Consider the following 14,441-nt stretch of genomic DNA (forward strand, 5'->3'; position numbering starts at 1 on the left):
ACGAGACACTTCATGAAACACTCCCTGCGTCTGGCGGCCCTGTCCGCCCTGCTGATCGGCTCCCTGGCCCAGGCTGGAGAACTGATTCCCATCGACGTGCACCGCGACGCCAACTGCGGCTGCTGCAAAAAGTGGATCGAGCACCTGCAGGACAACGGCTTTGCCGTGACCGACCACGTGGAAAGCAACATGAGCGCGGTCAAGCAGCGGCTCGGCGTCGCCCCGCGCCTGGGCTCCTGCCATACCGCGGTGATCGACGGCAAGTTCGTCGAGGGCCACGTGCCGGCCGAACAGGTGCTGGCCCTGCGCAAGCGCGATGACCTGCTGGGCATCGCCGCCCCGGGCATGCCCATGGGCTCCCCCGGGATGGAAATGGACGGCATGGGCGCCGATGCCTTCCAGGTCATTGGCCTGACCCGCGAGGGCAAGGACGTGGTCGTCGCGGACTACCCGGCCCGTTGATCTTCGGCGCCTACTTCGGCCTGTTCCTGGCGGCGTTCGGCGCCGCCACCCTGCTGCCCCTGCAATCGGAAGCGCTGCTGGTGGGGTTGCTGCACAACAGCCAACTGGCAGTGCTCGGGCTATGGCTGGTGGCGACCCTGGGCAATGTCCTGGGCTCGCTGGTCAACTGGTGGCTGGGCCAGCGCCTGGAACACTACAAGGAGCGCCGCTGGTTTCCGGTCAGCCCGCGTCACCTGGAGCGGGCCCGGGGGCCTTACCAACGCTATGGCCACTGGACGCTCCTGCTGAGCTGGATGCCGCTGATCGGCGATCCGCTGACCCTGGTGGCCGGCGTCATGGGCGAACCCCTCAAGCGCTTCCTGCTGCTGGTCACCCTGGCCAAGGGCGCGCGCTACGCCGTGCTGGCGTGGCTGACCCTGGGCTGGATCGGCTGAGCGCCCGCAACTCCCCATCACCGCGCAGGAGCTGGCTTGCCAGCGAAAGCGCCCGCCCCGGCACCACCTGCCTCAAGGTCTTCCTTGTCGGCAAGCCGGTACCCAGGGTTTGCCTGTGGCTTAACCTCGCCCTAATCCGGCGGCTACAGCATCGCCCGCAACCTTGCGGAGTGTCCTTATGTCCCTTGCTACCCCTCGCTGGCTCAGTGCCTTGCTGCTGCCCCTGGCCCTGCCTGCCCTCGCCGCCCGGGCGCCGGTCTACGGTCCCGAACTGCAGGGCTTCGACTACCCCTATCCCTTGCAGCACTTCAGCTTTGTGTCCCAGGGCCAGGCACTGCAGATGGGCTATATGGATGTACCGCCCCAGAGCCCGGCCAACGGGCGCAGCCTGGTACTGATGCATGGCAAGAACTTCTGCGGCGCCACCTGGGAGGGCTCGATCAAGGCTCTGAGCGCCGCAGGCTACCGGGTGATAGTCCCGGACCAGATCGGCTTCTGTACCTCCAGCAAGCCCGAACACTACCAGTACAGCTTCCAGCAACTGGCGCAGAACACCCATCAACTGCTGGCCAAACTTGGCGTCAGCCAGGCCAGCCTGCTGGGCCATTCCACCGGTGGCATGCTGGCCACCCGCTACGCCCTGCAATACCCCGATCAGGTACGGCAACTGGCCCTGGTCAACCCCATCGGCCTGGAAGACTGGAAAGCCCTGGGCGTGCCCTGGCGCAGCGTCGACCAGTGGTACCAGCGCGAGCTGAAGCAGACCACCGAGGGTATCCGCCGCTACGAGCAGCAGACCTATTACGCCGGCCGCTGGAAGGCCGAGTACCAGCGCTGGGTGGACATGCTCGCCGGCCTCAACCAGGGCCCCGGCAAGCGCCTGGTGGCGTGGAACTCGGCGCTGATCTACGACATGATCTTCAGCCAGCCGGTGTACTACGAATTCCAGGACCTGAAGATGCCGACCCTGCTGCTGATCGGCACCGCCGACACCACCGCCATCGGCAGCGATATCGCGCCGCCCGAGGTCAAGGCGCGCATCGGCCACTACCAGGACCTGGGCAGAAAGGTGGCGCAGCGCATCCCCCATTCGACCCTGGTGCAGTTCCCGGGGCTGGGCCACGCACCGCAAATGGAACAACCCGAGCCTTTCCACCAGGCCCTGCTGGGCTGGTTGAAGCAACCCTGAGCCAGGAGCCCGAACATGGCACTAGAGATTGCGGTAATCGATGATTGGCAGGACGTAGCGCGCGAGGTAGTGGACTGGTCGGTGCTCGATAGCATCGGCCGGGTCAGCTTCCTTCACGACTACCCGGCAGACCCCGCCACCCTGGCCCGGCGCCTGCAACCGTTCCAGGTGATCTGCGTGATGCGCGAGCGCACCCGGTTCGATGAAACCCTGCTACGCAGCCTGCCGCAGCTCAAGCTGCTGCTCACCGGCGGCATGCGCAACGCCGCCATCGACCTCAAGGCGGCCAGCGCCCTGGGGATCCAGGTGTGCGGCACCGACAGCTACAAGCACGCCGCGCCGGAGCTGACCTGGGCCCTGCTCATGGCCCTGAGTCGCAACCTGCTGGGCGAAGCCTGCGCCCTGCGCGCAGGCGATTGGCAACAGGGCCTGGGGGGCGATCTGCACGGCAAGACCCTGGGCATTCTCGGCCTGGGCAGCATCGGCCAACGGGTGGCGCAATTCGGCCAGGTGTTCGGCATGCGGGTGATTGCCTGGAGCGAGAACCTCACCGCTGAACGCGCGACCGCGGCCGGCGTGACCCATGTCGACAAGCAGCAACTGTTCGAACAGGCCGATGTGCTCTCGGTGCACCTGGTGCTCAGCGAGCGCAGCCGCGGCCTGGTGGACGCCCAGGCCCTGGCGTGGATGAAGCCCGGGGCGCTGCTGGTCAATACCGCCCGCGGGCCGATTGTCGATGAAACCGCGCTGGTTGCCGCCCTGGAACAGGGCCGGCTGGCGGGGGCCGCACTGGATGTGTTCGACCAGGAACCCTTGCCTGCCGACCACCCCTTGCGGCGCTTGCCCAATGTTCTGGCCACGCCCCATGTCGGCTATGTCAGCCGGCAGAACTACCAGCAGTTCTTCGGCCAGATGATCGAAGACCTGCAAGCCTGGCACGCCGGCCAGCCGATCCGCCTGCTCAACTGAAAGCCCCCCGTGGCGATCGCCAGGCAAGGTCCTGCGCAGCTTTTCGCAGCCTCGCAGGTTCGGCGGCGACCAGGCTCGCAGGGACGCTGGGCGCAGGAGCCCGCCTGTGCCCGTTCTTTGGGCGGCGTCGCACCACAACGGCACCGGCCGCTGGCAGCCCCTCCCCATTTTCGCCCCCGGGCCGCAACGGCCCCGCTCCCGGGCAGTGCATGGCCGACCTTTCGTCGGGACGCGTTCGCCGCCCGCCCTGCCAACCCCGGGAAACGCCCACCTCCCCCGGCACCGCTCTAGGTTCTGTCCTAGACTGAATTTCGCACTGTGACCGGGCAGTCACATTCACCGAGAAAAAGTCGAAACTTTTCGCTTCGGCCCAAGGTCAGGTTAAAGGTAGGGTCGCTGCCACTGGTGCATTCCTTGCAACGGCTCCTCCACCCTTTCTGCTTCCACGCTCGAGCAGCGCAGGCTGATCGACGTGTGGCGCGTTTGCGCCCGGCCACAGGAATTGGCCACGCGCGGCGCTCGAGACACCAGAACAGATCAATAAAACGGGAGAGACACATGATCAGCGCCGTATTGGACACTCAGGGAGATCACCCTCAACAGCAGGCCGGCGACCGCGCCGCCCCCTCGGTTCCGGTCCCTGGGAACAAGACGGTGCTGCCGCTGGCGCGGCCCAATCCCAACCGCAAGCGAGTGCTGTTCGTCACCTCGGAAATCGCCGACCTGGTGAAAACCGGCGGCCTGGGCGACGTCTCTGCCGCCCTGCCCAGGGCCATGGCCCACCTGCACGATGTGCGGGTACTGATCCCCGGCTACCCCCAGGTGCTGCATAGCGAGAACCCGATCCACATCATCGGGGAGCTGGGTGGCCACGCGGCACTGCCGGCCTGCAAGATCGGGCGCATGGACATGCCCGACGGCCTGGTGATCTACGTGCTGATCTGCCCGGAACTCTACGAGCGCGAAGGCACGCCCTACGGCGCCAACAACGGCCGCGACTGGCCGGACAACCACATCCGCTTCGCCCGCCTGGGGCTGGCCGCCGCCGACATCGCGGCCAACCTGGCGCAGATCCACTGGTGCCCCGACCTGGTGCACGCCCATGACTGGCCCGCCGGGCTGGCGCCGGCCTACATGCACTGGCGCGGGCAACGCACGCCGACCCTGTTCACCATTCATAACCTGGCCTATCAGGGCGTGGTCAGCCTGGCCTCGTGCCCGGAACTGGGCATCCCCGAGCATGCCCTGCAACAGGAAGGCATGGAGTTCTACGGCAAGCTGTCGTTCCTCAAGGCCGGCATGGCCTACGCCAGCCACATCACCACGGTGAGCGCCACCTATGCCCAGGAAATCACCACCCCGGCCTTCGGTTGCGGGCTCGACGGCTTCCTCGCCAGCAAGACCCAGCAGGGCCTGCTCAGTGGCATCCCCAACGGCATCGATGAAAGCTGGGACGCCGCCACCGACGCGCACCTGCTCACGCCTTTCAGCATCGGCGACTGGGACGGCAAGGCAGCCAACGCCGCCCATGTGCGGCAGATGTTCGGCCTCGACGCCTCCAGCGGCCCACTGTTTGCCGTGGTCTCGCGGCTGGTCTACCAGAAAGGCCTGGACCTGACCGAAGCGGTGGCCGAGTTCATCGTGCAGTCCGGCGGCCAGATCGCCATCATCGGCCGCGGCGAGCCGGAGGAAGAACAGTCCATGCGCGCCCTGGCCCGGCGCTTCCCCGGCCGCATCGGGGTGCACATCGGCTTCAACGAGACCGACGCCCGGCGCATGTTCGCCGGCAGCGATTTCCTGCTCATGCCCTCGCGCTACGAGCCCTGCGGCCTGAGCCAGATGTATGCCCAGCGCTTCGGCTCGCTGCCGGTGGCGCGCAACACCGGCGGCCTGGCAGACACCATCGAGAATGGCGTCACCGGTTTCCTCTTCGACGAATCCACCGTGGCCAGCTACCAGGAAGCCCTGACCCGGGCCTTCAAGGTGTTCGCCTACCCGGCGCTGCTCAATGCCATGCGCTGCCGGGCCATGGCCGCGCCCTTCAACTGGTGCAAGGCGGTGGAACCCTACGCCGAACTCTACGAGCAACTGGTGGCCAAGGCCCTGGGACAGGCCGCCCGACAGTAAGAGGCAAGGACCGATGCCCCCAAGCACGCTGCACACCTGGACTCATGGCGCGCGGCTGCTGGATGCCGAGCACACCCGGTTCGCCCTGTGGGCGCCGGATGCGCGCTGCGTCAGCGTCGAACTGGCGGACGGCCAGTCGCTGCCCATGCAGCCCCAGCCCGAAGGCTGGTTCATGACCCAGGCGCGCTGCCCCGCGGGCAGCGCCTACCGTTTCAATATCGACGAGCGGATCCAGGTCCCCGACCCGGCGTCCCGGGCCCAGCTCGGTGATGTCCACGGGCCAAGCCTGGTGGTGGACCCCGAGCGCTATCAATGGCAGCACCCGCAGTGGCGCGGCCGGCCCTGGCACGAGGCGGTGATCTACGAACTCCACGTGGGGGTCATGGGCGGCTATCAGGCGGTGCAGCAAGCCCTGCCGGCCCTGGTGGAACTGGGGGTGACCGCCATCGAGCTGATGCCCCTGGCGGAGTTTCCCGGCGAACGCAACTGGGGCTACGACGGCGTGCTGCCCTACGCCCCGGAAGCCTCCTATGGTTCGCCCGACGAGCTGCGCGCGCTGATCGATACCGCCCATGGCCTGGGCCTGGCAGTGATCCTCGATGTGGTCTACAACCACTTCGGCCCCGACGGCAACTACCTGCAGGAGTACGCCCAGGGCTTCTTTCGCCAGGACCTGCACACCCCCTGGGGCGCCGCCATCGACTTTCGCCGCCCGCAGGTCAGCGAGTTCTTTATCGACAACGCCCTGATGTGGCTGCTGGAGTACCGTTTCGACGGCCTGCGCCTGGACGCGGTGCACGCCATCGACGATCCGGATTTCCTGCGGCAACTGGCGCAGCGGGTCCGCCAGGCAGTGCCACCCGATCGCCATGTGTGGCTCAACCTGGAGAACGAGTTCAATCAGGCCAGCCTGCTGCAACAAGGCTTCGACGCACAGTGGAACGACGACGGCCACAACGCCCTGCATGTGCTGCTGACCGGCGAAACCGACGCCTACTACGCCGACTTCGCCGAGCAGCCCACTGAGCAACTGGCCCGCTGCCTGAGCCAGGGTTTCGCCTTCCAGGGCCATGCCAACCGCCATGGCGAGGCCCGCGGCGAACCCAGCGGGCACCTGCCGCCCAGCGCCTTTGTGCTGTTTCTGCAGAACCATGACCAGATCGGCAACCGGGCCTTTGGCGAACGCCTCAACCAACTGGCGCCGACCCAGGCCCTGCACGCGGCCACGGTGCTGTTACTGCTGTCACCGATGATTCCGCTGCTGTTCATGGGCGACGAAATGGCCGCCCAGGAACCATTCCTGTTCTTCACCAGCCACCAGGGCCAGTTGGCCGAAGCGGTGCGCGAGGGTCGGCGCAACGAATTCGCCGCCTTCAGTGCCTTCGCCGACGCCGGGCAGCGCCAGCGCATTCCCGACCCCAACGCGGCCTCGACCTTCCAGGCCTCGCGCCCACGGGCCCAGTCCCGGCAGGCCGAGGCCACCCGCGAGCTGTATCGCAGCCTGTTGCAGATCCGCCACCGCGAGCTGGTTCCGCGCCTGCCCGGCGCCCGGGCCCTGGGCTGCCAGGTACTGGCCGAGGGCGCCCTGAGTGCGCGCTGGCGCCTGGGGGACGGCAGCCTGTTGCGCATCGACCTCAACCTCGGCCCGCATCAGGTCGAACTGGCCGCCGAGGCCGCACCGCAGTTGTGCTTCGAATACCCGCCGCACACCCTCAAGCACTGGTGCCAGGGCCAACTGCCCGCCTACAGCGTGCTGGTGCTGCTGGCCCCCACCTCTTCCCCGACCGACCCAGATGGAGAATGCCTATGAGCGATGCGCAACTGGAACTGCTTGCCAGCCGCGCCGGCCTGGCAGTGGACTGGATCGATGCCAACGGCCGTGCCCAGAAGGTCGAGGACCGGGTCCTGCGGGCTGTCCTGGCCGGCCTGGGGCATCCGGCCGAAGACCCGCAGCAGGTCGAACAGAGCCTGCTGCAATTGCAAGGGGTGCAACAGAGCCGGCACCTGCCACCGCTGCTGACCGCCGACCTCGGCCAGAGCCTGGACCTGGCGCGCTACTTCCCCCCGCACACGGCCTGTGTCCTGCGGCTGGAGGATGGCAGCCCGCTGCACCTGGACCTGGATGCCGAGAGCCGGCTGCCGGGCTCGATTCCGGTGGGTTACCACGCCGTGAGTATCGACGACGAACACTTTGCCCTGGCAGTGGCCCCCGAACGCTGCTTCAGCGTGGCCGACGCCGTGCACCAGCCCACCCCGCGGGCCTGGGGCCTGAGCGTGCAGCTGTACGCCCTGCGCCGCCCCGGCGATGGCGGCTTCGGCGATACCCAGGCCCTGGAAGAACTGGCGCGCCAGGCCGCCGAACGCGGCGCCGATGCCCTGGCCATCAGCCCGCTGCACGCCATGTTCAGCAGCGACCCGCTGCGCTACAGCCCCTATTCGCCTTCCAGCCGGCTGTTCCTCAACAGCCTGTATGCCGCCCCTGGCGCGATCCTCGGCGACCGCGCCTGGCGCACCGCGATCGAAGCCTGTGGCCTGGGCGAACAACTGCAGGACCTGGAACAGTTGCCGCTGATCGACTGGCCCCTGGCGGCCCAGGCCAAGTTGCGGGCACTGCGGGCGCTGTATGAAGGCTTCTGCCAGGGCGAGCACCCGCTGCACGAGGACTTCGCCAGCTACCGCCGGGCAGCCGGCGAAGCCCTGGAAAACCACTGCCGCTTCGAAGCCATCCAGGCCCAGCGCGCCGCCCGTGGCGAGGACCTGGACTGGCGTCACTGGCCGCCGCAGTGGCGTGATCCAGCCAGCCCGGCCCTGGCTCATTTCGCCGAGGAACAGGCCCACGAAATCAGCTTCCATGCCTTTTGCCAGTGGCTGATCGCCCGCAGCCTGGAGCGAGCGCAAAGCGCGGCCCGCAGCGGCGGCATGGGCATCGGCCTGATCGCCGACCTGGCGGTGGGCGCCGACGGCGGCGGCAGCCAGGCCTGGAGCCGCCAGGAGCAGTTACTGGCCAACCTGACGGTGGGCGCGCCACCGGACATCCTCAACCGCCAGGGCCAGAGCTGGGGCATATCGGCCTTTTCCCCGGAAGGCCTGCAACGCCACGGTTTCCGCGCCTTCATCGAAATGCTCAGGGCCAACTTCGCCCATGCCGGGGGCCTGCGCATCGACCATGTGATGGGCCTGCAACGGCTGTGGGTGATTCCCCTGGGCGCGCCCCCCAGCGATGGCGCCTACCTCTATTACCCGGTGGACGACCTGCTGCGCCTGCTGACCCTGGAATCCCATCGCCACCAGGCCATAGTGCTGGGCGAAGACCTGGGCACAGTGCCCGACGGGCTGCGGGAAAAACTCGCCGCCCGGGCCATGCTCGGCATGCGTGTGCTTTTGTTCGAACAGGACCACGGCTGCCACTTCAAGCCCATCCTCGACTGGCCGGACAACGCCCTGGCCACCACCAGCACCCATGACCTGCCGACCCTCAACGGCTGGTGGCATGGCCGCGACATCGACTGGAACCAGCGCCTGGGCCTGGTGGACGAAGCGGCGGCGCGGCACTGGCGCGAACACCGCCAGCACGAACGCAACGGCCTGCGCCACGCCCTGGCCCAGGACCCGCAGAACTTTCGCGAGGAAAGCCACGAGGCCGACCAGGTGGTAGACGCCAGCGTGCGTTTCCTCGGCCACACCCGGGCGCCCCTGGTGCTGCTGCCCCTGGAGGACGCCCTGGGCATCGACGAACAGGCCAACCTGCCCGGCACCCTCGACAGCCACCCCAACTGGCGCCGACGCCTGGCCACTGCCAGCCGGCGCCTGCTGGACGACAGCGACGCTGCGCGGCGCCTGGAGCTGCTGGCCTGTGCCCGACAGCAGGCCCTGGAGCGTGACCGATGAGCCCGCCAGCCACGCCAATGCCACGGGCCACCCTGCGCCTGCAATTTCACCAGGGCTTCACCCTGGATCATGCGCTGCCTCTGGTGCCCTACTTCGCCGGCCTGGGCCTCAGCCACCTCTACGCCTCGCCACTGCTCTGCGCGCGGGCCGGTTCCATGCACGGCTACGACGTGGTGGACCCCACCCGGGTCAACCCCGAGCTGGGGGGCGAGGCGGCCCTGGTACGGCTGGTGGATGCCCTGCGCCAGCACGGCATGGGCCTGATCCTGGATATCGTCTCCAACCACATGGCGGTGGGCGGCAATGACAACCCCTGGTGGCTGGACCTGCTGCAATGGGGGCGCCTGAGCCCGTACGGTGAGTTCTTCGATATCCAGTGGCATTCCCCGGACCCGCTGATGGAAGGCCAGTTGTTGCTGCCCTTCCTCGGCAGCGACTATGGGCAGGCCTTGCAGGAAGGCAGCCTGCAACTGCAACTGAACGACGATCGCTGCGGTTTCCATGTTCGCCACTATGAACACTGCTTCCCCATCTGCCCCGCCGACTTCGGGGAACTGCTACGCCTCGCCGGCCCGCCGGATGCCGCCCAGGCCCTCAAGCCCCTGGCCGACAGCTTTGCCGCCCTGCGTTTCAGCGGCGACGCCCACGCCCAGGCACAACCGCTGCAGCAGGCCCTGGGCCAACTGTTGCAGCAACCGGCGCTGCACCAGGCCGTCACCGCCCACCTGCAAGGCTACGACTCACGCCACGACGAAGGTTTCCAGCGCCTGCACCATCTGCTGGAGCAACAGAGCTATCGCCTGGCCAGCTGGCGCACCGCCGCCGACGACATCAACTGGCGACGCTTCTTCGACGTCAACGAGCTGGGCGGGCTGCGGGTCGAGCGCCCGGCGGTGTTCGAAGCCACCCACGGCAAGATCTTCGAGCTGATCCAGCGTGGCCTGGTGGACGGCCTGCGCATCGACCATATCGACGGCCTGGCCGACCCGCGCAGCTATTGCCGCAAGCTGCGGCGCCGGATCGACCGCCTGCGCCCGGGCCAGCACCTGCCGATCTACGTCGAGAAGATCCTCGGCGCCGGGGAAACCCTGCACCGCGACTGGGGCGTGGATGGCAGCACCGGCTATGAGTTCATGAACCAACTGTCGCTGCTGCAGCAGGCCCCTGCAGGCCAGCCGGTGCTGGCCGAACTGTGGAGCCGGCACAGCCAGCGCCCCGCGGCGTTCGCCGAAGAGGCACTGCTGGCCCGTCAGCAGATTCTCAACGGCTCCCTGGCCAGCGATTTTGAAAGCGTGGCCCAGGCCCTGTTGCAGGTGGCGCGCCTGGACCTGATGAGCCGCGACCTGACCCTGGGGGCCATCCGCCGCGCCTTGCAGGAACTGATCGTGCACTTCCCGGTGTACCGCACCTATATCAGCGCCTATGGCCGCGGGCAGCAGGACCAGCAGTTGTTCCAGCAGGCCCTGGAAGGCGCACGACAGAGCCTGGGCGAGGCCGACAGGCCGGTGCTCGACTACCTGGAGCGCTGGCTCGGCGGCCAGGGCTGGCGCCAGCAGCCCCCGGGCCGTGGGCGCAAGCTGCTGCGCCACGCCTGCGTGCGTTTCCAGCAACTGACTTCGCCCGCCGCGGCCAAGGCCGTGGAAGACACCGCCTTCTACCGCTCGGCGGTACTGCTGGCGCGCAACGACGTGGGCTTCGACAGCGAACAGTTCAGTGCGCCGATCACCGCCTTCCACACGGCCTGCCAGCAACGCCTGGCCAGCTTCCCCGACAACCTGCTGACCAGCGCCACCCACGACCACAAACGGGGCGAGGACAGCCGCGCGCGCCTGGCAGTGCTCAGCGAACGGGCCCCCTGGTATGCCGCCCAGGTGGAACACTGGCGCACCCTGGCCGCGCCCCTGCGCCAGCATGAGGATGCGCCTTCGGCGGGGGACGAACTGATCCTTTACCAGACCCTGCTGGGCAGTTGGCCCCTGGAACTGGCTGCCGAGGATCAGGCGGCCCTGCAAGGCTATGGACAAAGGATCTGGCAATGGCAGCTCAAGGCCCTGCGCGAGGCCAAGCTGCAAAGCAGCTGGGCGGCGCCCAACGCAGAATACGAAGAGGCCGTGCAGGCCTTTGTCCAGGCCCTGCTGCTGGCGCCCCAGGGCCTGGCATTGCGCCAGTCGATTGCCGCGGCGGCCCGGGCCATTGCCCCGGCGGGCGCCCTCAACAGCCTGGCGCAAACCTTGCTGCGCATGACCGTGCCTGGGGTCCCCGACCTGTACCAGGGCAACGAGTTCTGGGATTTCAGCCTGGTGGACCCGGATAACCGCCGACCGGTGGATTACCCGGCCCGGCAGGCGGCCCTGGACAGCGGCGGCGAACCACGCCAATGGCTGGCCCAGTGGCACGACGGACGCATCAAGCAGGCCGTGATCGCCCGCACCCTGAACCTGCGTGGCCAGTACCCGGAGCTGTTTCGTCGGGGCCGCTACCAGCCGCTGCCGGTGCTTGGCCAGCATGCCGGGCGGGTCCTGGCGTTCATGCGCGAGCACGGTGCACAACGGGCAGTGGTGATAGTGCCGGTGCAGGTCGCCGGCCTGCTGGGGGATCGCGCAATGCCCTTGATCGAGGCGCCGCTGTGGGGCGATACCCGGGTGCAGCTACCGTTCGACGCCTCGGGGCAAAAGCTGAATGGACTTTTTTCCACGGTGGCAGTCACACCCCACAGGGAGCTGATGCTTAGCGCCGCACTGCAAGACTTTGCGCTCAACCTTTTGATTCAACCTTGAATTCAGTCCAGGAGCATTGCGATGAGTACCGACGACAAACGCATTCGTGAATTCGCTTATCAGATCTGGGAGTCGGAAGGTAAGCCAGAGGGCCAGGAAGCCCGGCACTGGGACATGGCCCGCAAGCTCGCCGAGGCCGAAGCCCTGGCTCCAAGCACGCCACCCAAGGCCGGCAAGGCCAAGCCTGCCACCGGAAAGCCCGCCGCCAAGAGCGCGGCCAAGCCCAAGGCCAAGTCGGCCGCCGCCGTGGTAGTGCCCCCGGGAGAAAAACCCGCTGCGGCGAAGAAGCCCCGGGCGCCGCGCAAACCGCCGGCCAACTGACACCCGCCGGCCATCTCGTCCTCGTCAACCCGTGGCGCGCCCGCGCGCCATAAGGGTCGCGTTCGCCCTGAAGAAAGGGCCCGGCCCGTCACCGTCTCACTGCAGGAGCAACCATGAGCAGATCCAAGCAGCCCGCCGCCACTCCCGAGAGCGAACCCTCGCGCATTCGTGAAGGCCTGCCCTTCCCCCTCGGCGCCACCTGGGACGGCCTGGGGGTCAACTTCGCGCTGTTCTCGGCCAATGCCACCAAGGTCGAGCTCTGTGTGTTCGATGATGCCGGCGAAGTGGAACTCGAACGCATCGAACTTCCGGAATACACCGACGAAATCTTCCACGGCTACCTGCCCGACGCTCACCCGGGGCTGATCTACGGCTACCGCGTGCACGGCCCCTACGACCCGGCCAACGGTCACCGTTTCAACCCCAACAAACTGCTGATCGACCCCTATGCCAAGCAACTGGTGGGCGAGCTGAAATGGTCCGAGGCGCTGTTCGGCTACACCATCGGCCACCCGGATGCCGACCTCAGTTTCGACGAGCGCGACAGCGCGCCCTTCGTGCCCAAGTGCAAGGTCATCGACCCGGCCCACACCTGGGGCAACGACCAGCGGGTCAGCGTGCCCTGGGACAAGACCATCATCTACGAGACCCATGTGCGCGGCTTCACCATGCGCCACCCTTCGGTGCCCGAGAACCTGCGGGGCAGCTTCGCCGGGCTGATGGTGGACGACGTGCTGGAGCACATCCGCAAGCTCGGGGTGTCGTCGGTGGAGCTGCTGCCGATCCACGCCTTCGTCAACGACCAGCACCTGCTGCACAAGGGCATGACCAACTACTGGGGCTACAACAGCATCGCCTTCTTCGCCCCCGACCCGCGCTACCTGGCCAGCGGCAAGATCGCCGAATTCAAGGAAATGGTCGCCCACCTGCACGAAGCCGGGCTGGAGGTGATCCTGGACGTGGTCTACAACCACACCGCCGAAGGCAACGAGCAAGGCCCGACCCTGTCCATGCGCGGCATCGACAACGCCTCCTACTACCGCCTGATGCCCGACGACAAGCGCTTCTACATCAACGATTCGGGCACCGGCAACACCCTGGACCTGAGCCACCCCTGCGTGTTGCAGATGGTCACCGACTCGCTGCGCTACTGGGCCACGGAAATGCACGTGGACGGCTTCCGCTTCGACCTGGCGACCATTCTCGGGCGTTACCACGACGGTTTCGACGAGCGCCACAGCTTCCTCGTGGCCTGCCGCCAGGACCCGGTGCTGCGCCAGGTGAAGATGATCGCCGAACCCTGGGACTGCGGCCCCGGCGGCTATCAGGTGGGCAACTTCCCGCCGGGCTGGGTGGAATGGAACGATCGCTTTCGCGACACCGTGCGCGCCTTCTGGAAGGGCGATGACGGCCAGCTGGCGGATTTTGCCGGGCGCATGACCGCCTCCGGCGAGATGTTCAACCAGCGCGGCCGCCGGCCCTACGCCTCGGTCAACTTCGTCACTGCCCACGACGGTTTCACCCTGCACGACCTGGTGTCCTACAACGACAAGCACAACGAAGCCAACGACGAGAACAACCAGGACGGCAGCAACAACAACCTGTCCTGGAACCACGGTGTCGAAGGCCCCAGCGACGACCCCGAGATCAACACCCTGCGCCTGCGCCAGATGCGCAACTTCTTCGCCACCCTGCTACTGGCCCAAGGCACGCCGATGGTGGTGGCCGGCGACGAATTCGCCCGCACCCAGCACGGCAACAACAACGCCTACTGCCAGGACAGCGAGATCGGCTGGGTCAACTGGGAGCTGGATAACGACGGCAAGTCCCTGCTCAAGTTCGTCAAGCGCCTGATCAAGCTGCGCCTGAGCTACCCGATCCTGCGGCGTGGGCGCTTCCTGGTGGGCAGCTACAACGAGGACATCGGGGTCAAGGACGTCACCTGGCTGGCCCCCGACGGCAGCGAGATGACCACCGAGCACTGGCAGGACCCCCATGGTCGCTGCCTGGGCATGCTGCTGGACGGCCGCGCCCAGGAAACCGGGATCCGCCGCCCCGGTGCCGACGCCACCCTGCTGCTGGTGGTCAACGCCCACCACGACATCGTCAACTTCCGTCTGCCTGAGGTGCCCGCCGGGGAGTTCTGGACCTGCATGCTCGACACCAACCAGCCGGCGGTGCGCGGCCAGGAACGCTTTGCCTTCGGCCACGAGTATTCGGTGACCGGGCGCTCCCTGCTGCTGTTCGAACTGCAACATGAGGAAGAAGACTGAA

10 protein-coding genes are annotated in these 14,441 nt (G+C 67.4%); all 10 read left to right on the forward strand.

Annotated elements, in window-relative coordinates:
* Positions 1-12: 12 nt before the first annotated feature.
* The 10 genes from AC1RL5_RS04845 (at position 13) to glgX (ending at position 14,440) form a co-directional block, all read left to right on the forward strand.
* A complete protein-coding gene (locus tag AC1RL5_RS04845) occupies positions 13-462 on the forward strand; it encodes a DUF411 domain-containing protein (RefSeq protein WP_072450449.1) in 450 nt (149 codons plus the stop codon).
* A complete protein-coding gene (locus tag AC1RL5_RS04850) occupies positions 459-896 on the forward strand; it encodes a YqaA family protein (RefSeq protein ID WP_011061179.1) in 438 nt (145 codons plus the stop codon). The genes AC1RL5_RS04845 and AC1RL5_RS04850 overlap by 4 nt, the downstream gene beginning before the upstream one ends.
* Before the next feature lie 178 nt (positions 897-1,074).
* Entirely contained in the window at positions 1,075-2,085 is a 1,011-nt protein-coding gene (locus AC1RL5_RS04855) for an alpha/beta fold hydrolase (protein ID WP_492588864.1), read from the forward strand.
* A 15-nt stretch (positions 2,086-2,100) separates the two neighbouring features.
* Positions 2,101-3,054 (forward strand): D-2-hydroxyacid dehydrogenase family protein, encoded by a 954-nt coding sequence (locus AC1RL5_RS04860; RefSeq protein WP_103407835.1) that lies wholly within the window; start codon positions 2,101-2,103, stop codon positions 3,052-3,054.
* A 558-nt stretch (positions 3,055-3,612) separates the two neighbouring features.
* Positions 3,613-5,181 (forward strand): glycogen synthase GlgA, encoded by a 1,569-nt coding sequence (gene glgA / locus AC1RL5_RS04865; protein ID WP_011061176.1) that lies wholly within the window; start codon positions 3,613-3,615, stop codon positions 5,179-5,181.
* A gap of 13 nt (positions 5,182-5,194) precedes the next feature.
* A complete protein-coding gene (treZ, locus tag AC1RL5_RS04870) occupies positions 5,195-6,991 on the forward strand; it encodes a malto-oligosyltrehalose trehalohydrolase (RefSeq protein WP_492588863.1) in 1,797 nt (598 codons plus the stop codon).
* Positions 6,988-9,069 carry a 4-alpha-glucanotransferase gene (gene malQ / locus AC1RL5_RS04875; protein ID WP_492588862.1) on the forward strand — a complete coding sequence of 694 codons (2,082 nt, stop codon included), beginning with the start codon at positions 6,988-6,990 and terminating at the stop codon, positions 9,067-9,069. The genes treZ and malQ overlap by 4 nt, the downstream gene beginning before the upstream one ends.
* The gene (locus AC1RL5_RS04880; RefSeq protein ID WP_492588861.1) at positions 9,066-11,846 is read left to right on the forward strand and encodes a malto-oligosyltrehalose synthase; all 2,781 of its coding nucleotides are present in this window, start codon (positions 9,066-9,068) and stop codon (positions 11,844-11,846) included. Before malQ ends, AC1RL5_RS04880 begins: the two co-directional genes overlap by 4 nt.
* A gap of 21 nt (positions 11,847-11,867) precedes the next feature.
* A complete protein-coding gene (locus tag AC1RL5_RS04885; protein WP_015635523.1) occupies positions 11,868-12,167 on the forward strand; it encodes a DUF2934 domain-containing protein in 300 nt (99 codons plus the stop codon).
* A 113-nt stretch (positions 12,168-12,280) separates the two neighbouring features.
* A complete protein-coding gene (gene glgX, locus AC1RL5_RS04890) occupies positions 12,281-14,440 on the forward strand; it encodes a glycogen debranching protein GlgX (protein WP_072450458.1) in 2,160 nt (719 codons plus the stop codon).
* The last annotated feature ends 1 nt before the right edge of the window (position 14,441 follow it).

Source organism: Pseudomonas sp. GW822-FHT06D10, assembly GCF_058799535.1.